Source organism: Mycobacteriales bacterium (genome assembly GCA_035550055.1).
In the GTDB taxonomy this organism is placed as follows: domain Bacteria; phylum Actinomycetota; class Actinomycetes; order JAFAQI01; family JAFAQI01; genus DASZTV01.
The window spans coordinates 90,572-110,041 of record DASZRO010000095.1 but is presented as its reverse complement, the minus strand read 5'-3'; the positions used below and the strand labels follow the sequence as shown (position 1 = coordinate 110,041).

The 19,470-nt window shown below is 71.8% G+C and carries 23 protein-coding genes; 17 read left to right on the top strand and 6 right to left on the bottom strand.

The features are described 5' to 3' along the window. Positions 1-28: 28 nt before the first annotated feature. The 5 genes from VG899_14495 to VG899_14475 are packed head-to-tail and all read left to right on the top strand — an operon-like array spanning position 29 to position 5,811. A complete protein-coding gene (locus VG899_14495) occupies positions 29-190 on the top strand; it encodes a DUF4177 domain-containing protein (GenBank protein HWA67567.1) in 162 nt (53 codons plus the stop codon). A 10-nt stretch (positions 191-200) separates the two neighbouring features. Next, on the top strand, positions 201-668 hold the full coding sequence (locus VG899_14490; protein ID HWA67566.1) for a RidA family protein: 468 nt from the start codon (positions 201-203) through the stop codon (positions 666-668). Next, positions 665-1,516 carry an NUDIX hydrolase gene (locus tag VG899_14485; GenBank protein HWA67565.1) on the top strand — a complete coding sequence of 284 codons (852 nt, stop codon included), beginning with the start codon at positions 665-667 and terminating at the stop codon, positions 1,514-1,516. Before VG899_14490 ends, VG899_14485 begins: the two co-directional genes overlap by 4 nt. Positions 1,517-1,518: 2 nt before the next feature. Further along, complete coding sequence (locus VG899_14480; GenBank protein ID HWA67564.1) at positions 1,519-2,292, top strand: MBL fold metallo-hydrolase; 774 nt, start codon at positions 1,519-1,521, stop codon at positions 2,290-2,292. Positions 2,293-2,304: 12 nt separating this feature from the next. After that, entirely contained in the window at positions 2,305-5,811 is a 3,507-nt protein-coding gene (locus VG899_14475) for an adenylate/guanylate cyclase domain-containing protein (protein ID HWA67563.1), read from the top strand. On the opposite strand, the gene VG899_14470 is transcribed toward VG899_14475, so the two are convergent. The 3 genes from VG899_14470 to VG899_14460 form a co-directional block, all read right to left on the bottom strand. Continuing rightward, complete coding sequence (locus VG899_14470) at positions 5,743-6,837, bottom strand: fatty acid desaturase (protein ID HWA67562.1); 1,095 nt, start codon at positions 6,835-6,837, stop codon at positions 5,743-5,745. The genes VG899_14475 and VG899_14470 overlap by 69 nt on opposite strands. A 97-nt stretch (positions 6,838-6,934) precedes the next feature. Continuing rightward, positions 6,935-7,609: a Crp/Fnr family transcriptional regulator gene (locus VG899_14465; GenBank protein HWA67561.1), complete on the bottom strand. Its 675-nt coding sequence runs from the start codon at positions 7,607-7,609 to the stop codon at positions 6,935-6,937. Positions 7,610-7,717: 108 nt separating this feature from the next. Further along, entirely contained in the window at positions 7,718-8,242 is a 525-nt protein-coding gene (locus VG899_14460) for a hypothetical protein (protein HWA67560.1), read from the bottom strand. A gap of 175 nt (positions 8,243-8,417) precedes the next feature. On the opposite strand from VG899_14460, the gene nth reads away from it, so the two are divergent. Genes nth through VG899_14435 form a run of 5 tightly spaced genes read left to right on the top strand, consistent with a single transcriptional unit; the run spans position 8,418 to position 12,055 of the window. Next, positions 8,418-9,086: an endonuclease III gene (gene nth / locus VG899_14455; GenBank protein ID HWA67559.1), complete on the top strand. Its 669-nt coding sequence runs from the start codon at positions 8,418-8,420 to the stop codon at positions 9,084-9,086. After that, positions 9,083-9,685 (top strand): TlpA disulfide reductase family protein, encoded by a 603-nt coding sequence (locus tag VG899_14450; GenBank protein HWA67558.1) that lies wholly within the window; start codon positions 9,083-9,085, stop codon positions 9,683-9,685. The genes nth and VG899_14450 overlap by 4 nt, the downstream gene beginning before the upstream one ends. Then, a complete protein-coding gene (locus tag VG899_14445) occupies positions 9,682-10,329 on the top strand; it encodes a CoA pyrophosphatase (protein ID HWA67557.1) in 648 nt (215 codons plus the stop codon). The genes VG899_14450 and VG899_14445 overlap by 4 nt, the downstream gene beginning before the upstream one ends. Beyond that, positions 10,329-11,507: a MarP family serine protease gene (locus VG899_14440; protein ID HWA67556.1), complete on the top strand. Its 1,179-nt coding sequence runs from the start codon at positions 10,329-10,331 to the stop codon at positions 11,505-11,507. Before VG899_14445 ends, VG899_14440 begins: the two co-directional genes overlap by 1 nt. 41 nt (positions 11,508-11,548) lie before the next feature. Further along, entirely contained in the window at positions 11,549-12,055 is a 507-nt protein-coding gene (locus VG899_14435) for a hypothetical protein (protein HWA67555.1), read from the top strand. 3 nt (positions 12,056-12,058) lie between these two features. Here VG899_14435 and VG899_14430 read toward each other — a convergent pair whose 3' ends face one another. The 3 genes from VG899_14430 to VG899_14420 all read right to left on the bottom strand — a co-directional run bounded on the left by VG899_14430 (position 12,059) and on the right by VG899_14420 (position 14,276). Continuing rightward, positions 12,059-12,979, bottom strand: coding sequence for an alpha/beta hydrolase (locus tag VG899_14430; GenBank protein HWA67554.1), 921 nt, complete (start codon positions 12,977-12,979; stop codon positions 12,059-12,061). Between the two features lie 12 nt (positions 12,980-12,991). Continuing rightward, positions 12,992-13,414 carry a phage holin family protein gene (locus VG899_14425; GenBank protein HWA67553.1) on the bottom strand — a complete coding sequence of 141 codons (423 nt, stop codon included), beginning with the start codon at positions 13,412-13,414 and terminating at the stop codon, positions 12,992-12,994. A 64-nt stretch (positions 13,415-13,478) separates the two neighbouring features. Continuing rightward, entirely contained in the window at positions 13,479-14,276 is a 798-nt protein-coding gene (locus tag VG899_14420; GenBank protein ID HWA67552.1) for an HAD family hydrolase, read from the bottom strand. A 349-nt stretch (positions 14,277-14,625) separates the two neighbouring features. Here VG899_14420 and ssd point away from each other — a divergent pair, with 349 nt between their 5' ends. From ssd to VG899_14385, 7 genes are all read left to right on the top strand, one after another. Beyond that, the gene (gene ssd, locus VG899_14415) at positions 14,626-15,693 is read left to right on the top strand and encodes a septum site-determining protein Ssd (protein HWA67551.1); all 1,068 of its coding nucleotides are present in this window, start codon (positions 14,626-14,628) and stop codon (positions 15,691-15,693) included. Then, complete coding sequence (locus tag VG899_14410) at positions 15,690-16,847, top strand: TadA family conjugal transfer-associated ATPase (protein ID HWA67550.1); 1,158 nt, start codon at positions 15,690-15,692, stop codon at positions 16,845-16,847. Before ssd ends, VG899_14410 begins: the two co-directional genes overlap by 4 nt. Continuing rightward, a complete protein-coding gene (locus VG899_14405) occupies positions 16,844-17,647 on the top strand; it encodes a type II secretion system F family protein (protein ID HWA67549.1) in 804 nt (267 codons plus the stop codon). Before VG899_14410 ends, VG899_14405 begins: the two co-directional genes overlap by 4 nt. Positions 17,648-17,673: 26 nt before the next feature. Continuing rightward, complete coding sequence (locus VG899_14400) at positions 17,674-18,294, top strand: type II secretion system F family protein (GenBank protein HWA67548.1); 621 nt, start codon at positions 17,674-17,676, stop codon at positions 18,292-18,294. Between the two features lie 143 nt (positions 18,295-18,437). Then, a complete protein-coding gene (locus tag VG899_14395) occupies positions 18,438-18,620 on the top strand; it encodes a DUF4244 domain-containing protein (GenBank protein HWA67547.1) in 183 nt (60 codons plus the stop codon). A gap of 75 nt (positions 18,621-18,695) precedes the next feature. After that, the gene (locus VG899_14390) at positions 18,696-19,046 is read left to right on the top strand and encodes a TadE family type IV pilus minor pilin (GenBank protein HWA67546.1); all 351 of its coding nucleotides are present in this window, start codon (positions 18,696-18,698) and stop codon (positions 19,044-19,046) included. After that, entirely contained in the window at positions 19,043-19,414 is a 372-nt protein-coding gene (locus tag VG899_14385) for an Rv3654c family TadE-like protein (GenBank protein ID HWA67545.1), read from the top strand. The genes VG899_14390 and VG899_14385 overlap by 4 nt, the downstream gene beginning before the upstream one ends. The last annotated feature ends 56 nt before the right edge of the window (positions 19,415-19,470 follow it).

Here is a 19,470-nt window from a genome sequence, read left to right as displayed (position 1 = left end):
GGAATCGGGGGCGCAATAGGGTGCGGGTGTGACGACGAAGTGGGAGTACGCGACCGTCCCGTTGCTGGTGCACGCCACCAAGCAGATCCTCGACCAGTGGGGTGCTGACGGGTGGGAGCTGGTCCAGGTCGTCCCCGCACCGGGTGGCGGCGACCAGCTGGTCGCCTACCTCAAGCGTCCCGTTTCATGAGGCAGCAGCCATGAGCGAGGTCGAGGCACGGCTGGCCGGCGACGGGCTCGCGCTGCCCGAGGTCGCGAAGCCGGTCGCGGCGTACGTCCCTGCCGTGCTGGCCGGCGGTCTCGTCTGGACGTCGGGACAGCTGCCGACCGTCGCCGGCGAGCTCGTTGCCCGGGGAAAGGTCGGCGCCGAGGTCTCGGCCGAGGACGCCGCCGCCCTGGCTCGGGTGTGCGCCCTCAACGCTCTCGCCGCGATCAAGGCTGAGATCGGCGATCTCGACCGCGTCGAGCGGGTGGTGAAGGTCGTCGGCTACGTCGCGAGTGACCCGTCGTTCACCGCCCAGCCGGCGGTCGTCAACGGCGCCAGCGAGCTACTCGGGACCGCGTTCGGCCCGGTCGGCCGTCACGCGCGGAGTGCGGTCGGAGTTGCTGTGCTGCCGTTGGACGCGCCGGTCGAGGTGGAGGTCGTCGTGCAGGTGAAAGCCACGTGACGAACCCGAACGATTTGTTCGCCGGTCTCGTCGACCGGCTGCGTCAGCTCGACGCGGGTGAGATCGAGCCGGTCGAGCCGCGTCACGCGGCGACGGTCGTGATGGTTCGTGACGGCAATGGCGGACCCGAGGTCTATTTGCTGCGCCGCAGCGCCTCGATGGCGTTCGCAGCCGGCGCGTTCGTCTTCCCGGGCGGGTCGATGGATCCGCGTGACATCGACTTCGGCGACGACGCGTGGGTGGGCCGCTCGCCCGCGGAGTGGGCATCGGACCTGTCCAGCGACGAGCAGACCGCCCGCGCGCTCGTGTGTGCCGCGGTACGCGAGACATTCGAGGAGTCCGGCGTGCTCCTCGCCGGGCCCGACTCCGACACGGTGGTCGCCGACACCAGCGGCGACGAGTGGGAGAGCGACCGGCTCGCGCTGATAGACCGTTCGCTGTCGTTCGCGGAGATGATGCAGCGCAGGGGCCTGGTCCTCCGGGCAGACCTGCTGCGGCCGTGGGCGCACTGGCTGACCCCGGAGATCGAGACCCGCCGGTTCGACACCCGGTTCTTCGTGGCGGCGCTCCCGGAAGGGCAACGGACCCGCGACGTCGGCGGCGAGGCGGACCGGGTCGCCTGGATGCGTCCCGCCGATGCGGTCGCGGCGAGTGAGGCCGGCGAGATGATGCTGATGCCGCCGACGATCTCGGCGTTGCGCGACCTCGCCACGCTCGGGTCGGTCGAGCAGATCCTCGACACCGCCGCCGCTCGTACGGTCAGTCGGATCCTGCCGAAGCTGGTCTTCGGCGAGAACGACCAGCTGCGGTTCCTGCTTCCGCACGAGCCGGACTACCCCAAGGCCTGAGCATGTCCACCCTCGAAGCCGTGACGTCGAGCGCCTCGAGACTGCTGGCGCCCAACCCTGGTCCGATGACGCTCGACGGCACCAACACCTGGGTGCTCCGCGCGCCCGACGGCGACGGCGGGGCGGTCGTGATCGACCCCGGCCCCGTCGAAAACGGTCACGTCGAGGAGATCGCGAAGCTCGGTGCCATCGAGGCCATCGTGCTGACCCACGGGCACTTCGACCACGGCGAGTGCGCGCCGCAGCTGCACGAGATCACCGGGGCGCCGGTCATCGCCCGCGACGCGGCGCTGTGCATCGGTGCCGACCCCATCCCCGATCATCCCGGTCGTACCGCACTCGCCGGCCTGGACTGGCTGACCGTGCTGACCCCGGGCCACTCGAGCGACTCGGTGAGCTTCGTGCTCGAGTCCGACCGCGCGCTGCTGACCGGAGACACCGTGCTCGGCCGCGGCACCGCGGTCATCGCCCACCCGGACGGGCACCTCGGTGACTACCTCACCTCGCTGCAACGCCTGCGCGACATCGTCGGCGGCGACATCGAGGTGATCCTGCCGGGGCACGGCCCGGTGCTGCACGAGCCGATCGCCGTCCTCGACTACTACCTGGCGCACCGCATCGAGCGGCTCGACCAGGTGAGAGCCGCGTTGGCGGCCGGGGACGAGACCGAGGACCAGGTCGTACGCCGGGTGTACGCCGACGTGGACGAGTCGCTGTGGCCGTTCGCCACGCTGTCGGTGCGGGCCCAGCTCGACTACCTCCGCGACAGCGGCTGACCGTCTCCACCGATGAACGCGCCCCTCACCTGCCCGGTCTGCGGCACGCCTACGGTGTCCGCGGCCCGCTTCTGCTACTCCTGCGGCGCACTGCTCGACACCTCGGAGCTTGCGGCCGAGACCACGGCAGAACGCCGCATCGTCACCGTCCTGTTCGGCGACCTGTCGGACTTCACGGCGTGGGCGGAAGAGGTCGACCCGGAACGGGTCGGCGTGGTCATCGACCACGTGCTCGGCGTCCTCGGCAAATCCGTCACCGACCACGGCGGCGCGATCGACAAGCTCACCGGTGACGGCATCATGGCCGTCTTCGGCGCGCCGACCGCACACGAGGACGACACCGAGCGCGCGGTGCGCGCGGCCGCGCACATGCAGGCCGCGGTCCGTCGCGTGATGGAGGAGGAGTCCGGTGGCGGCCGCCGGATGGGGCTTCGCGTCGGACTGAACACCGGTGAGGTCCTCGCCGGCATCCAGGCGTCGTTGTCCTACACGGTCGTCGGCGACACGGTGAACACGGCGTCGCGGCTGTCCGACGCGGCGAGCGTAGGGGCCGTGTACGCCGGGCGCTCGACGGCACTCGCGACCATGTCGATCGCGTCGTGGCGGGCCCTGCAACCGCTGCGCCTGAAAGGCAAGCGGGAGCCGGTACCGGCGTACGAGCTGGTCGGGCTCCGTCCGCCGGGCGCCGCGCGGATCGGACTCGGCGAAGAGGCGCCGTTCATCGGCCGCGACGCGGAGTTCGGACGTTTGGTCGGTCGCGCGCTCGACGTCGTGGAGCGGGAGAAGCCGGCGTCGGTGGTGCTGACCGGCGAGGCCGGCGTTGGGAAGACGAGGCTGGCGGCCGAGCTCGCCCAGTTTGCCGGCGAGCTTCCCGCGGTCCGGGTGCTGTGGGGCCGCTGCGCACCATACGGCGAGCGTCGGGAGCTGTCCCCGCTCGCCGATTGGATGCGCACCGCGTTCGGCATCGTCGAAGACGACGACACCGAGACCGCGGTCGGCCGAGTTCGGCGTACCGTCGCCCGCATCGGCGGCCTCGCGGAAGGGCGGCCGATCAGCAGCCAGGCGGTCGACCGCCTCCTGGCGCTGCTCGGGCTGGTGGAGTGGGGTCCGATCGGCCCGCGTGACACCGCGACCCCGGGCAGCGTAGAGGTCTCCCGCGATCCGATGGTCGAAGCGGTCGGCAGCGTGCTTCGCGCACTCGCCGCGGAAGGCCCGCTGGTGCTCGTCATGGACGACGCCCACTGGGCCGTCGGCGATCTGCTGCGGTCGTTGGCGGACCTCGCATCCGAAATCACAGGTGCGGTGATGTTCGTGACCGTCGGGCGGCCCGACCTGTTGAGCAGCCCTTGGTGGGAGCGGCTGCCGGACCCGGAGCTGTTGCCGGTGTCGCCGCTCGACGATGCGGCGAGCGAGCGGCTGCTGCGCGCCTACCTCGACGGCGCCGAGCTCGACCCCGGGTCCCGCGACCTGCTGCTGGGCCGCGCCCAGGGCAACCCGTTCTTCCTGGCCGAGCTGCTTCACCTGCTGGTCGACCGCGGTCTGCTCCGTCGCGAAGGCGACGGCTGGCATTTGGTCGGCGAGCTCCCGCGCCAGGTGTTGCCCGCCGGGGTTCAGGCGGTGCTCGCGGCACGCATCGACGGGCTCTCGCCGGCGGCGCGAACGTTGGTACGCGAGGCGTCCGTGGTCGGCAACCGGTTCACCTACGGGATGCTTCGTGCGCTCAGCCCGGTGGACAGCGAGGAGGCCGATCCGGTCGCGAGCGGGCTCGACGAGTTGGTGTCGCGCGGCATCGTGCGGCCGGTCTCCGACGGTTCGGAAGCCGCGCCGCAGTTCGTCTTCACCCACGCACTCGCCCGCGACGTGGCGTACGCCGGGATCCCCAAAGGCGAACGCGCCCGGCGGCATGCCGCGGTCGCGCGTTGGGCGATCGACGGCCTCCAGTGGTCAGCCGCCGACACCGACACGTTCGTGGCAGCGCAGGCGGAGCAAGCGGTGGCCTTGGCCGCCGAGATGAACCTGCCCGCGGTGGACGCCGCCTGGTCGGCGCGCGAGGTGGGCTTCGGCGCGCTGGATCGACTCGGTGAGTCGGCACTGGCGCGCGACGACAACATGCGCGCGGAGTCCCTGCTCACTCGCGCGGTCGACCTGGCCGGGGACGGCGTGCCGCAGCCCGCGATCGCACGGGCACTGGTGCGTCGCGCCGCAGCGAAAGCTGCACTACACCGGCTCGACGACGCCGAGCGCGACCTCGACCTCGCGCTCGCCTCGACCGACCAGCGGCTGCGAGCCACCGCGCTCGTCGTGCACGGCGACATCCTGCGACGCCGCGGCGAGGACGACCGCGCCACCCGTGCCCTGGTGACCGCACTGGCCGCCGCGAGTGAGTCCGGCCACGACCGAGTGACCGGCGAGGCGCTGCGCCAACTCGGCATGATGGACTTCCTGGCTGCTCGACTGACCTCCGCCGAGGAGCGGTTCGGACAGGCGCTCGCGCTCGCCGAGCGGGTGGGCGACCGCCGCGGCGCCGGCTGGGCTCTGCAACACCTCGCCTGGAGCGCCACGACTCGCGGCGACTACGGACTCGCCGAGCAGCAGCTGCGCGCCGCGGGAGCGGTGTTCGCCAGTCTCGACGACGACGGTGGTCTGTCGTGGTGTGCCGGGACCGAGGCCTTCATCCGGTTGCTGCAAGGGCGGCTGGCCGAGGCGCGCGAGCTCGCGCAGAGCCTGCTCCCGCTGGGTGAGGCGATCGGCGACACGTGGGGAGTTGCGGCCTGCCTCACGATCGACGGCCTGGCGGCCGCCGAGCTCGGGCTGATCACCACGGCGCTCGACGAGGCGGCCGCGGCGTACGACATCTTCGCCGAGCTGGGCGACACATGGGGCCAGTGCATGGCCTCCATCGCCTCAGCGGCGGCGTTGCGCGGGGCGGGACGCCAGCGCAAGGCGATCCGGCGGCTCGAGCAGGCGGTCGAGCTCGCGAGCCGGGCGCGCAACCCGCTGCCCGCGACGCTCGCGACGGTGAGCATCGGCTACTGCCGCCTCGACCTCGGTGACGCCAACGCGGCCGAGAGCGCCGCCCGGTCTGCCCTGGAGCGCGCCGAAGGCCTCGACCTCCAGCCGGGCGCGCTGGTCAGTCTTCGGGTGCTGCTGGCGCAGGCCCTCCGGGCACGAGGCCAGACCCAGGAGGCGGTGGGCTTGCTCCGCGAGGCGCAGGTCGTCGTCGATGCCTCGCTCGCCTTCCCGCGGCGACAGGCGCTGGCTCACCTCGCCGGTTGTCTGCTGGAGCTCGGTGAGACCGCTGAGGCGCTCGACGTGGCTCAGCAGGCGATGGCGCAGCCCGCGCAGGACGTGCGATCGAGGATCGTCGCGTTGCGGGTGCTCGGCGCGTGCCTTTCTGCGGCGGGCGACGTGCCGGCGGCGAGGTACGCCGTGCGGCAGGCGGCTGCGCTGTCAGGCGCGACCGAGATGCGTGGCGAGCTTGCCGCCTCGCAGCGTGCGCTGTCCGCCCTGCCTCGCTGAGTGACCCGACGTCGTTGCGACCGCGGCCGGGTCGACCCCGAGCTCGCGCAACCGCCGGAAGTGCCCCACGACCAGCGCGCCGAGCGAAGGGAACTCCACGAGCGAAAGCTGATGCTGCTCGGCGGTCGACACGACCAGCTCGCGGTGGAGCGAGTCGAACGCTGACCGAGGCGCGTGCGCGCGCAGGTGATGAACGTGGTGGTGGGTCAGGCCGCCGGTGAGCCGGCGCATCCAGGGCGAGGTCGTGGAGAACGCCGCGGTCGTTGCGAAGATCCGCTCGACGAACGCAGCGTCCGGCGTGTCAGCCAGGCCGACGTTGACGTGCCCGCCGATCAAGACGAGCGCGGCGAACAGCGACGCCAGGCCCAGCACCGCGGCCCCGATCGTCAGCGACCGTGCCGCGCCGGCGAGTGCGACGTACGGCAGCAACAGCGCGACGGTGAGCGCCTTCTCCGCGACGTAGGACGACGCTCGTGACCGCAGCGTGCCGGTCACGGTGTCCCCGGCTCGCCCGCTGAGCAGGTACCGGACCTGGCTGCGCAGATCACCCACCCAGGCAAGTGCGTACAGCGCGGGCGCGTACAGGTGCTGGAGGCGGTGCCACGGCCGCAGCGCGGACAGCGGGTGCACCCGCAACAGCGGGTGCGGCGTGGTCGACTCGTCGACGGGGTACACGTTGGCCTGGCTGTGGTGGACCCGGTGCTTGACCCGGTACTGACCGATCCACAGGCCCATCGGCACCGCGGTCTGCGCCGCGACGACGTTCACCCACGGGCGGCGGGAGAACTCGCTGTGGCCCGCATCGTGCACGACCGACAGCAGTGCGGAGGCGAGGGTCGCGGCGAGTACGACGACCTGGGCGACCACGAGGCCTGGACCGAGTCGCAGCACGGCCAGGCCCAGCAGCTGCAGGTGGACGGCGGCGGCGTACCCGGCCCATCCGCGCCAGGCCTCCCGCCGGGCGGTGGGCTTGCGAGCAGGCTGGCGACGGCTGGCACGGCGGCGAATCGAGACGGTGAGCTCCATGCCGTCGACTATTCGCGGCAGCCGACCGGTCAGCCTGAGTACGACTACTCAATCGTCGGGAGTCATCGGCGCCGCGGCCCCGATGGGACGCTGAGCGCTACCTGGCGCGACGGGCGAGGCGCTCGGGTTCCAGCAGCAACACGCTGCGGCCTTCGATGCGCAGCCAGCCGCGATGGGCGAACTCCGACAACGCCTTGTTCACCGTCTCGCGGCTCGCGCCGACGAGCTGCGCGAGCTCTTCTTGGGTGAGGTCGTGGCGCACCCGAGTGCCGTCGGCTTCCACCACGCCGAACTTGTCCGCCAAGTCGAGCAGGGCCTTCGCGACGCGACCGGGGACATCGGTGAAGACCAGATCGGCCATCGCCTCGTTCGTGCGTCGCAGCCGTTGCGCGAGCGCCTGCAACAGCTCGACGGCGACGCCGGGACGTTCGAGCAGCAGCGGTCTGAGGTCGTCGTGGTCGAGTGAGGCCAGCGTCGCGTCGGTGACGGCGGAGACACTCGCGGTGCGTGGGCCCGGATCGAACAGCGACAGCTCGCCGAACATCTCGGCGGTGCCGAGCACGGCGATCAGGTTCTCCCGACCGTCCATGGACGCCCGGGTGATCTTGACCTTCCCGTCGAGCACGATGAACAGCCGATCGCCGTCATCGCCCTCGCTGAAGACGATGTGTCCTTTGCCCACGCTGCGGGTGGTGAGCATCTTCTCCAGCGCGGCCGCGGAGTCGGCATCGAGCGCCGCGAACAGCGGCACCGAGCCGAGTACGCCTTCCACCGGACCTCCTCCGCGCCTGCGCCGTCGTGCCTGCGCAGGAGTCTGCCTCACATCTGCGACCGCGTGCCACACCGTTGCGCCCTGGGCGCAAGCCGGCTGATCGCTGTCTCAGATGGAGATGCGGTTCGCGCCCGGAGCGACCGGCAGGGCCGACAGGCACAGGTCGGGCTGTTCCCGGTAGCGGGCGATCAGCTCGCTCGTGGCCGCCGCCAGCTGACGGTGCAGGGCGGCGCGGTAGGCGGAGAGCTGCTGCTCGGCGCTGGTCAGGTCTTCGATCAGCGTCACGTTGCGGGCGTCGTTGATCGGGTCGGGCTCGCGCGACCACAGCTCGGCGAGGTCGGGCAACGGCGGCATGTCGTCGACCGGCATGACCGAGACCAGGGCGGTGCGGCGGGTGCTGGGAGCGCGCTCGGCGAACACGCCGCGGAGGTCGTCGACGGTGGCGGAGCCGCTGTCTCGAGCGGTCGTGACGATGTCGAGCCGAGCCTGGATGATGCGACGCCAGTACGACACCCGACTCTCCTCATGGGTCAGGGTCGCGCGGTACTCGCGCAGCCCGCCCAGGTCGAGATGGGCGAACTGCGGGTCCCGTTCGGGCGGCGTTTTTCGGTCCGCCGTGGGCCGATTCGGCATTTCCTCACTCTCCGCAGCTTCCTTTGGCGCATCGGCGTGATCTTGCTGGCCCTTAATAGGAGTGCGACCCACGTCACTCCTCTGGCCTATGAAAAGCGAGGTCAGGCCCGCGCCGTAGAGTCGCGGGGTGCCGACAGAGGAGTCCCGTACCGCATTGGTACGCCGGGCCCGCCGCATGGACAAAGTACTCAAAGCGACCTATCCGGACGCCCACTGCGAGCTCGATTTCGCCTCGCCGCTCCAGCTTCTCGTCGCGACGGTGCTCTCGGCGCAGTGCACCGACAAGATGGTCAACTCCGTCACTCCGGCGGTGTTCCGGCGCTACCCGACGGCGAAGGACTACGCCGCCGCAGAGCGCGCCGAGCTGGAGACGATGATCAAGTCCACCGGCTTCTTCCGGGCCAAGACCGACAGTCTGATCAAGCTGGGGCAAGCGCTCGACGAGCAGTACGCCGGAGAGGTGCCGGCCAAGCTGGACGAGCTGGTCAAGCTGCCCGGGGTGGGCCGCAAAACCGCCAACGTGGTCCTCGGCAACGCCTTCGGGATCCCGGGGATCACGGTCGACACCCACTTCGGCCGGCTGTCCCGCCGGTTCGGCTGGACGACCGAGGAGGACCCGGTCAAGGTCGAGCACGAGGTGGGGGCGTTGTTCGTCAAGGCGGACTGGACCGGGCTGTCGCACCGCATGATCTGGCACGGTCGGCGGGCCTGCCACGCCCGGAAGCCGGCGTGCGGCGCCTGCCCGCTGGCGAAGCTGTGCCCGTCGTACGGTCTCGGGCCCACCGACCCGGTGCTGGCCGAGCGCTTGCTCAAGTCACCGTCGCAGACGAACCCGACTGCGTGAGGGTTCGCGGCAGTCTGCTGCTGGTCGCCGCACTGGTCGCGGCGACCGGGTGCGCGTCGGCGTCGGGGGGTGGCGACGGCACCGGTCACTCATCCCCGCCGAGCCCGAAGCTGGCAAGTCTTGTCAGAGCCGCAAGGCTTGCGCCCTGCCCGGCGTCGTCCTCGGCCGACCTGCCCGACGGCTTGCCGAACCTCACGCTGGACTGTCTCGGGAACGGACCGTCGGTGCATCTTGCCGGGCTGCGCGGCCCGGCCGTCGTCAACGTGTGGGGCTCCTGGTGCGGTCCCTGCGGCAAGGAGGCCGGGTACCTCTCGACGGTGTACGACGAGGACCGCGGCCGGGTGACCTTCCTCGGCATCGACACCGAGGACAGCGTCAGCGACGGGCTGGCGTTCGGCACGGCGGTCCGCCCACCCGTCCGCTACCCGTCGGTCAGCGATCCGGACCGGAAGTTCCTCATCGATCTCGCCAAGGCGCCCGGCCCGCCGGAGACGGCTTTTGTCGGGACGTCCGGCAGAGTCGTGCACGTGCACCTGGGGGCTTACGACAGCGCGGCCGAGCTCCGTGCGGACATCTCGACCTACCTCGGCGTCACGTGAGCGCGCCCGACTGGCTGGTGCGGCTGGCCGATGCAGCCACCGCGGCCGACGCCGACGCGTTCACGCCGGTGCCGTTGCGCGCCGACACCGGTCCGGGTGTCCGGCGCTCGGCGGTCCTGGTGCTCTTCGGCGAGGGGGACCACGGGCCTGACGTTTTGCTCCAGCAGCGCAGCGAGGATCTGCGCCACCACGCCGGCCAACCGGCGTTTCCCGGCGGCGGGATCGATCCGGACGACGCCGGCCCGGCCGCCGCCGCGCTGCGCGAGGCCGTCGAGGAGGTCGGGCTGGACCCGTCCGGAGTCGACGTGCTGACGCTGCTCCCGCAGTTGTGGATCCCACCCAGCCGCAACCTCGTCACGCCCGTCCTCGCCTGGTGGCGCGAGCCGTCCCGCGTCGAGCCGGTCGACCCGCTCGAGGTCGCCGCAGTCTCGCGGGTCGCCATCGCCGACCTCGCCGACCCGGCCAACCGGGTCACGGTCAAACACCCGCTGGGCTATGAGTCGCCCGCGTTCCGGGTCGCCGGAATGCTCGTGTGGGGGTTCACCGGCGGGGTGCTCGACCAGCTGATTCGGCTGGGCGGGTGGGAGCGGCCCTGGGATCGCAGCGTCTCGGTCCCGATCCCGCTGTCGGTCCGGGTCCCCTGATGGACACCCTCGACTGGGTACTGCTGGTCATCTGCGTCGGTTTCGCCTTCAGCGGCTACCGGCAGGGGTTCATCGTCGGGTTCTTGTCCTTCGTCGGGTTCCTCGGCGGGGGCGCGCTCGGCGCGAAGTACGCCAGTTCACTGCACAGCAACATCAGGGTCGGGTTGGGTCCGGCGATGTTCGGTCTGCTCGCCGTCGTGGTGTGCGCGATGCTCGGGCAGCTCGTCGCGACGCTGATCGGTGTCGCGATCCGCAAGGAGTTCACTTGGCGCCCGCTGCGCACCCTCGACTCGGTGGCCGGCGGCGCAGTCAGTGTCATCTCCGTCCTGCTCGTGGCCTGGCTGGTCGGCGCGTCGCTCGCGCAGAGCGCGGCGGGCGGGGTGGCCAAGGAGATCAGGCACTCGAGCATCCTGCGCGGCGTGGACCGGGTGATGCCCGACGGCGCCACCACCTGGTTCTCGTCCTTCCGGCGGCTGCTCGACCGCGACGGGCTGCCGGAGGTGTTCGGCGGGATCTCCACGCCCCACACCGTGAAGGTCAAGCCGCCACCGCCCGGGCTGGCGCGCAGCGCCGCCGTACGCCGTGACGAACCGGACGTCGTCAAGATCACCGGCATCGCCCAGTCGTGCTCGCGTCAGCTCGAGGGCAGCGGCTTCGTCTACGCGCCGGATCGGGTCATGACCAACGCGCACGTCGTCGCGGGAGTCCAGAACCCGTCGGTGCAGACGATCGATGGCCGCACGCTGCCGGCCCGGGTCGTGGTGTACGACCCGCGCACCGACATCGCGGTCCTGCTCGTACCGAACCTCGACCTCACCGCGCTGCCGTTCGCCGGGGCGCTGTCGACCGGCGATCCCGCCGTGGTCGCCGGCTACCCGGAAAACGGCGGCCTCACGCTCGGTCCGGCCCGCGTGCGCGACGTGCAGAACGCCCGCGGCCCGGACATCTACCAAAACCGTCAGGTCACTCGCCAGATCTACGCGCTCTACGCAAAGGTGCGACCGGGCAACTCCGGCGGGCCGCTGATCACCACCTCGGGAGAGGTGGCCGGCGTCGTCTTCGCCGCGGCGATCGACGATCCCACGACGGGTTACGCGCTCACCGCGGCGCAGGTCGAGGCCGACGCCAGTGCCGGTCGAAGCGCTGACGCGGACGTGTCGACGCAAAGCTGCGACTGATTCGCCAGACTCGGCGCGCCGAGTTCGACTACGTTCCGGTCGTGGACGCGAGCAACGAGTACGCCGGCGCGCCGGGGCGCAGGGTGGCCGTCACCCCTTACAACCAGCGCATGGCCGGCCGGGTGGCGCGCCGCGCGCATTTGAGCGAGCAGGCCGTCGCGGTCGCCTTCACGTTCAACAACCTGTCGACGATGCTGACCGTCGGCCTGGTCGAGGACCTCGCCAACCTGGTGCCCAGCCTCGGCGGGGCCGTGGAGGCCGCCCTTTCGTTGCTCAGCTTCTACTTCCACCGGATCGTGCTCGTCACCGACCAGCACGTCTACGTCTATCGCGATCTGCCGTTCCACCGGCCAGGCAAGCTGCTGGCGAGCTACGACCGCGGACCCGGCGTGGTACGGATCGGCAGCGCCAACCAGGGCTGGTTCTCGCGGCTGATCCGCCGTGGCCAGCTCACCTTCAACGACGGAACGGTCGTCTACCACGGGATCTTCTGGATCCGCCGCGCGCAGTACGTCACTCAGGAAGCGAACATCGCGCCGGGTCAGTAGCTCTCAGCCTTCGCCGATGAAGCCGAGCAGCTCTTCGGTCACCAGTTGCGGGTCCTCCTGGTGGGGGAAATGGCCGAGGCCCGGCAGCTCCCGCCAGACGTAACCACCGGTGACCCAGCGCTTCGACCGTTGCGCGGTCGCCGGCAGCACGCACGGGTCGAGCTCGCCGTGCAGCTGAAGCGTCGGTGCGGTGATCGTTCTCGTCATCGCCTGCCGGTAGCGGCGCCCGTCGGTGCGTCCCAGGGAGCGTGCCGACCAGCGGTAATACTCGAGCGCCCGATTCGGCACGTACGGGATCTGCATCGCCTCTCGGCAGCGTCGTTCGGTCTCCTCGTCGGGAAAGCCCGGTCCACCCCAGCTGCGCAGCAGGCTCGCCACGTTGGCCGCGTCGTCGTCGACGAGCCACCGCTCCGGGTGCCACGGCAGCTGGAACCGGGCGATGTAGCCGCTCGCCCGGCGCTGCGCGTTGGTGGCGCGCAGGGCGTCGTACATGCACAGCGGATGCGCAATCGAGCACACGACGAGCTTGCGCACGACCGGCGGGTGCAGCGCAGCGGTGGACCAGGCGAGGTGGCCGCCCCAGTCGTGACCGACGAAGACCGCGCTGCGCTCACCGAGTGCTCGCACCAGACCGGCGAGGTCGGCGGACAGGGTGGGAGCGTCGTACCCGCGTGGCGGCTTGTCGCTCGCGCCGTATCCACGCAGGTCGGGAGCGACGACGCGGTATCCGGCTTCGCTGAGCGCGACGAGTTGGTGGCGCCAGCTCCACCAGAACTCCGGAAAGCCGTGCAGCAGCAACACCAGTGGCCCGGATCCGGCCTCGGCTACGTGCAGCCTGATCCCGTTCGCGTTGATGTTGCGATGGGTCCAGGGACCGGGCAGCAGCACCGCGGACTCTTCGACGAGCCGCCGCTCACGTGCCATCGCGCCAGCGTGTCACCCCCGGCGGTGGCGAAGCGAGGCCAGCCCTTCCTTGACGGTGGAAACCGTCTGCTCGGGACCGTTGATCTTCGTGAATGCGCGTACGCCGACGAACCCGAGTACGCCGCCGACGACCACGAACACGCCGGTCACGCAGAGGAAGCCGGCCCACACCGGGATGTCGGCGGCGGCCGCGATCCCGAAACCGCCCGCGAAGCACACCATCAGCAGGCCGAGCAGCGCGAACGCGGCCGCGCCGGCAGCCAGACCGGCGCCGACGGCGGCCTTCTTCGCCTCCTCGGCGAGCTCGGCCTTGGCGAGATCGATCTCGTGGTGCACGAGCAACGACAGATCTCGGGTCGCGGTCGCCACCAGCTCGCCGAGGGTCTGTGCGCCTACCGGGTCGCCCTGTCCGCCGTACTCACGCGTCGATGCCACGGTGATCTCCTCCCCGAGGACGCTGCGGCGCAACCGTAAGCCCTGGCCGCAGATCTCAGCGGTCTCAGCCTGCGCTGCGCTGGTGGGAGATCGCCCGCCAGCCCGCCGCCGCGGCGACGACCGCACCCGCCGCGATGCCCACTGCGACCGGTCGTGGCGGGGCAGCGAGCTTGCCGAACCGCTCCCGCAGCGGCACCGGGTGACGGAAGTCGAGGATCTCCCAGCCGCGCTCGCTGGCCGCGCGGCGCAGGCTGCGGTCGGGGTTGACCGCGTGCGGGTGGCCGACCGCCTCGAGCATCGGCAGGTCGGTGGCCGAGTCGGTGTAGGCGTGGCAGTCGGCGAGATCCCATCCGTACCGCTCGGCCAGCTCGCGCATGGCCTCGACCTTGTACGGACCGAACGCGTAGACGGCGACCTCGCCGGTGTACCGGCCGTCCTCGACGACCATCCGGCTCGACACGACGTGGTCGGCGCCGAGCAGCTCGCCGATCGGGCCCACCACTTCTTCGCCGCTGCTGGACACGATCACGACCGCCTGACCCGCGGCGTGGTGGGACTCGATCAGCGCCGCCGCCTCGTCGTAGACGAGTGGGTTGATCAGGTTGAGCAGGTCGGCGTCGATGACCTCGCGCACCTTGTCCGCTTCCCAGCCGACCACGGCCCGGGCCAGGTCGTCGCGCATCCGGTCCATCTTCTCGGCGTCGACTTCGCCAAGGTGGTAGATCAGCCGCGCGTAGGCCCCCTTGAGGACCGCGCGACGGCCGATCATGCCCGCGGCGTAGAACGACTTGCCCATCGCGAGCGTGCTGGACGTCGCGATGATCGTCTTGTCCAGGTCGAAGAACGCCGCGGAATCGGACACGAGGTCACGATAGACACTTCCGCCCCAGATTCGAGGGCTATCCACGACCCCGCAGGGAAGTTCACCAAGGCGTCACAGGGAGCTTTGCAAATCCGAGGTTTGCGGTGGCGCCGACGGGGGCAGACCTCGCTCAGCACGCATTGACCTGGCTCGATGACACAGAGCTGGTCCGGCTCGAACCCCCCCGGAGCCGGGCCTTGAGACGGCCCCCGCTACCCCCCCGGCGGGGGCCGTCCTGTGTTCGCCCCCCGGCCGACTTCACCCCCAGATCCACTTCCCCCTGCTGCGTCGTCCACAGGGGCCAAGACGGCCCGACTCCGGGTACGTCAGGTAATCCAGGCTGGCGCCCATGGCGGGAGCGCTGCTGGTGACCGCCCGCGACGGTCTGGCCGCCAATGTCGGCCGGCTCGCCGCGCTTGCCGGTTCCCGATGTGAGCTCCAGCGCGACAGCTCCGCGGTTCGAGGGGCGTGGCGGCAGGCGGCGGTGGTTCTCGCGGGCGCCGACGTGGTCGTCGCGCTCGCGGCGGCCGGACTGCCCCGGCGCGATCGGGTGGTGGTCGTCGCCGACGGCGAACCGGACGGCCGTGCGTGGCAAGCCGCGCTCGCCCTCGGCGCTCATCGCCTCATCCGACTGCCCGCCGACGAAGCCGAGCTCGTGGAAGAGCTGCGCGGCTGCGATCGGCCGCTGGGCACGAGCGGTCGGGTCATCGGCGTGTTCGGCGGCTGCGGCGGAGCCGGCACGTCGACGTTCTCGGCGGCGCTCGCGATGACCGCCGCCGCCAGGTCGAGCGCCGTGCTGATCGACGGCGATCCGCTCGGCGGCGGCCTCGACGTCCTGCTCGGGGCGGAAGCGAGCGCCGGGCTGCGGTGGGGCGACGTGATCACCACGCGCGGGCGCCTCGACCCTGACTCGTTCGCCGGCGCGCTGTGCCGGGTCGGGTCGACTGCGGTGCTCGCCTGGGGCAGATCTGATCTGGCGACCTCGCCGCCCATCGACCCCGCCGCGATCGACGCGGTGACCGAGGCGGCGAAACGCTCGTTCGCCACGGTCGTGGTCGACTTGCCTCGCTGCGGGGGAGTCGTCGCCGAACGCCTGCTGGACGCCGTCGACGAGACCGTTCTGATCGTGCCGGCCGAGGTGAGGCCGGTCGCGGCGGCCTGCTGTCTGCTGGCCGCGCTGGGCGACCGGGCGCTCAGTCCGCGGCTCGTCGTCCGGGACGCCGGCGGTGCAAACCTGCCGGCAGGCGACGTCGGGGCAAGCCTCGGCCTGGAGGTCGTCGCTGCGCTGCGTACGGATCCGGCCGTCCGTCAGGCCGCCGTTCGTGGCGAGCCGCCGCTGCGCGGTGGTCGCGGTTCGCTGGCCAGCGCCTGCGCCGCCGTGCTGTCTGCCGTCGGTGCTGCTGCGGTGGCGGCGTGACGTCCTTCGGCGATCCGGACCTGGCCGGTCGGGTCCGGCGCCGGCTCGCTCACGGATTCGACGGCTACGACCCGGTCGCCCTCGCGGCTGCGGTCCGCGACGAGGCACCGACGGCCGGCCTGTCCACACTGCTCGACGTCTCCGGGGTGCTTGCCGCGGAGCTCGGCGGCGCCGGGCAGCTCGCGCCGCTGCTCGCCGAGCCGGGGGTGACGGACGTCTTGGTGAACGGTGCGGGACCGGTGTGGGTCGATCGCGGCGAGGGGCTGGTCCAGTCAGGGCTGCGGATCGCCGACGAAGCGGCGGTACGCCGCCTCGCGATCCGGTTGGTCGCCGCGGCTGGGCGCCGACTCGACGATGCTGCGCCGTACGCCGACGCGCGACTCGCCGACGGCACGCGGGTCCATGCCGTCGTGCCGCCACTTGCCCCTGAAGGGACGTGCATCTCGCTGCGGGTGCCCCCGCGTCGGGTCTTCACGATGGAAGCGCTGGTTGCTGCCGGCTCGGTGCCGAGCGCCGGCGCGGACCTCCTGCGGCGGGTCGTCGCGTCGAGGTTGGCGTTCCTGGTGACCGGCGGCACCGGATGCGGGAAGACGACGGTGCTGTCGAGCCTGTTGTCGCTGGTCGGAGAACACGAGCGGATCGTGCTCGTCGAAGACGCCGCCGAGCTGCGACCCGACCGGCCGCACGTCGTACGCCTCGAGTCCAGGCCGGCGAACTCCGAAGGCGTCGGGGCGGTCACCCTCGACGTCTTGGTTCGCCAGGCGCTGCGCATGCGTCCGGACCGACTCGTCGTGGGCGAGGTCCGTGGCGGAGAGGTGCTCGACCTGCTCGCCGCGCTCAACACCGGCCACGAAGGGGGTTGCAGCACCGTTCATGCCAACCGTGCCGAGCACCTGCCGGCGCGGATCGAGTCGCTGTGCGGTCAAGCGGGGGTGCCGCGGGCGGCCGCGCACAGCTTGCTTGTTGCCGCCGTCGACGTGGTGCTCCACCTGGCACGCTCCGCGGATGGCCGTCGCCGGATGGCCGGGCTCGGGATGCTGACTCCCGGCGCGGACGGCATGGCGTCCGTGCGGCCGGCATTCGTCTTCGAGTCCGATCGCGTCGTGCGTGGCCCGATGGCTGACGCGTTGGACGAACGCCTGACCGCGCCGTGACCACCTGGGCAGCGGCGGTACTCGTGGTCGCGGCGGTTCTGCTGAGCCGGCCTCGGCGGGCCAGCAGTCGGCTCGCCGTGCTCCAGTCCGCACCCGAGCCGCCCGCTGCGACGCGGCCCCACGGCTCGTCGTTGATCGTCGCAGGGTTGTTCGGCTCCGGGCTCGTGGCCGCCCACGTGCCGATCGGGTTCGCCGCCGCAGCCGGACTAGTCCCCCCGATCGGGTCCGTGGTGCGGTCGAGGCGCTTGGCGAACCGGCGTCGTCTCGCCTGCGAAGCGGCGGTGGTCGAGGTGACGTTCGCTCTCGCCGCGGAGCTTCGCGCCGGCCGCACGGCCAAAGAGGCGCTTGTCGCCGCCGCCGAGAACGCCGGTCCGCTCGCGTCGCTGCTCAATGCCGCCGCCGCATCGGTCGACGTGGGCGCAAGCGCCGCCGCCGAGCTCGAAGCGGGCGCCGCCACACCTGGCGCCGGCCGGCTGCGAATGGTTGCCGCGGCCTGGCGGGTCACCGAGGCGGCAGGAGGTCGCGTCGCGCTCGTGCTCGAAAGGCTCGGTGAAGCGATGGACCGGGAAGATGCGCTTCGGCGGGAGATGCAGGCCGCGATGGCCGCCCCGCAGGCGACGATGATGCTCCTCGCGGGCCTTCCGCTGATCGGACTCGGCCTCGGGCAGGCGATCGGAGCCGATCCGCTTCACCTTCTGCTGTATCGCCCGGTCGGCTGGGGCCTGCTCGCCGGCGCAATCATCCTGGACTGCCTCGGCATCGTGGCGAGCCGCCGGTTGACCAGATGGGCGCTGGGATGACGTCAGCGCAACGGCGGCTGAGAGCCGTGGCGCCGGCGCGTGGGCACCCACCTGATGAGGGTCGCCGGCCCGCAGGGCTGCGCCCGGCCTTCGCGGTCGCGACGGCTGTGGTCTGCTTCGTCGGCTTCCACGGAGTCGTCGGCCTGGCCGTCGGACTGGCGTGCGCCATCGGGGTCGTGACCGTCGCGAAACCGAACCCGCGCCCTCGTCGCGCCTCGCCGGATGTGGTTCCGGCCGTCGTGGAGCTGATCGCCGGCTGCCTTGCCGCGGGCTTGCCCATGCCCGCGGCGCTCGACGCGGCAAGCGTCGCCGGCGACGACGTCACCCGGGAGGCTTGCCTCGCCGCGGCCGCGGCGCTGCGCCGGGGCGCGCCGGCGAGTGAAGCGTGGCAGGCCTGGGCGGTTGACCCCGCGCTCGAGCCGGTGGCTCGGATGACGCGGCGCACGACGCACAGCGGTGCGAGCGTCGCGGACGACCTGCGACGCGTCGCGGCCCGACTTCGCGCCCAACGTCACAGCCGGATCCAGCAGCGGGTGCAGCAGGCGTCGATCTGGATCGTCATCCCACTCGGACTCTGCTTCATGCCCGCGTTCGTGCTCGTCGCGGTGGTTCCCGTGATCGTCGGGCTCGTCACCCACCTTCGCTGAGCCACATCGCTTCCCGCTCACGACGTCGTCCACAACAGTCCCGGGCGACCCGAGCGGGAGCTCGCCACGACCCGACGCTCGACCTGTCGCGGCATCCTGCCGCGACCCGCACCGGCCGGCGGCCGGAGGGGAAGGAGACGGCTATGGCTCGGGTGATTCGGGCACTGCGTGCCCGCGACGACGGGATGACGACCGCTGAGTACTGCATCGGCACGGTGGCGGCGTGCGCTTTCGCTGCGGCTCTCTACGAAGTGCTCAGCGGCAACTGGATCAACAGCTTGATCAAGGGTGTGCTCAGCCACGCACTGCATCTGATCGGGCTGTAGATGAGGCCGTGGCCCGGCCGGGTCCGGCGCTCGGCCGGGCCACGGCGCGACGACCCGGCTCGGAGGGATTCGGGAATGGTCACCGCTGAGCTCGCGATGTCGATTCCGGCGCTCGTCGTCGTGGTCGCGATGGCGGTCGCCGGGGTGCTCACGATGACCGACAGCATGCGCTGTGCCGACGCGGCCGCGACCGCGGCGCGGCTCGCTGCGCGTGGCGAGCCACTCACGGTGGTTCGCTCGACCGCGTTGCGCGCCGCGCCGCCCGGCGCCACGTTGCAGGTGGTCACCGACGGGTCGATCGTCACCGCGACCGTGACCGACCGGGTGGCCGGTCCCGGGATCCTGCGCCGGTTCGGCGCCTTCACCGTCAGCCAGCACTCGGTGGCCGCGGTCGAGTCCGGCGCGATCGCGGCCCCGGCATCGTGAACCGGCCGACCGCCGACGCCACGCGCGGGAGCGCCACCGTCTTGATGCTCGCCGGCATCGGGCTCGTGCTGGTGCTGACCGGCGTCGTGGTCATGGTGGGCGTTGCCGACCAGGTGCGGCATCGCGCGGGAGCGGCCGCGGACGCCGCGGCTCTTGCCGCCGCCGCATCGGCACTGGACGGTGAAAACGCGGCGTGCGACCGGGGCGCCGATCTCGCCGCCCGCAACGGGGCGACGCTGGTCAGCTGCTCGATCACCGACGGGATCTCCGACGTCACGGTCGCCATGACGGCGCCGGGTGTCCTGGCCGGTCTGGGTCCGGTCCGCGCGCGGGCGCGAGCCGGGCCCGCCAGCGTTGCGAACCGCTGACGGCGGCGGCTGTCGGCCTCGCCTCGCCGACCGCGAATCGAGGCGGAAATACGCCG

What these genes read in the sequence shown, in the direction of transcription:
- VG899_14490 (HWA67566.1), top strand. Translation starts at nt 201, where the DNA reads ATGAGCGAGGTCGAGGCACGGCTGGCCGGCGACGGGCTCGCGCTGCCC.
- VG899_14480 (HWA67564.1), top strand. Translation starts at nt 1,519, where the DNA reads ATGTCCACCCTCGAAGCCGTGACGTCGAGCGCCTCGAGACTGCTGGCG.
- VG899_14475 (HWA67563.1), top strand. Translation starts at nt 2,305, where the DNA reads ATGAACGCGCCCCTCACCTGCCCGGTCTGCGGCACGCCTACGGTGTCC.
- VG899_14470 (HWA67562.1), bottom strand. Translation starts at nt 6,837, where the DNA reads ATGGAGCTCACCGTCTCGATTCGCCGCCGTGCCAGCCGTCGCCAGCCT.
- VG899_14460 (HWA67560.1), bottom strand. Translation starts at nt 8,242, where the DNA reads ATGCCGAATCGGCCCACGGCGGACCGAAAAACGCCGCCCGAACGGGAC.
- nth (HWA67559.1), top strand. Translation starts at nt 8,418, where the DNA reads ATGGACAAAGTACTCAAAGCGACCTATCCGGACGCCCACTGCGAGCTC.
- VG899_14440 (HWA67556.1), top strand. Translation starts at nt 10,329, where the DNA reads ATGGACACCCTCGACTGGGTACTGCTGGTCATCTGCGTCGGTTTCGCC.
- VG899_14430 (HWA67554.1), bottom strand. Translation starts at nt 12,979, where the DNA reads ATGGCACGTGAGCGGCGGCTCGTCGAAGAGTCCGCGGTGCTGCTGCCC.
- ssd (HWA67551.1), top strand. Translation starts at nt 14,626, where the DNA reads ATGGCGGGAGCGCTGCTGGTGACCGCCCGCGACGGTCTGGCCGCCAAT.
- VG899_14395 (HWA67547.1), top strand. Translation starts at nt 18,438, where the DNA reads ATGGCTCGGGTGATTCGGGCACTGCGTGCCCGCGACGACGGGATGACG.
- VG899_14390 (HWA67546.1), top strand. Translation starts at nt 18,696, where the DNA reads ATGGTCACCGCTGAGCTCGCGATGTCGATTCCGGCGCTCGTCGTCGTG.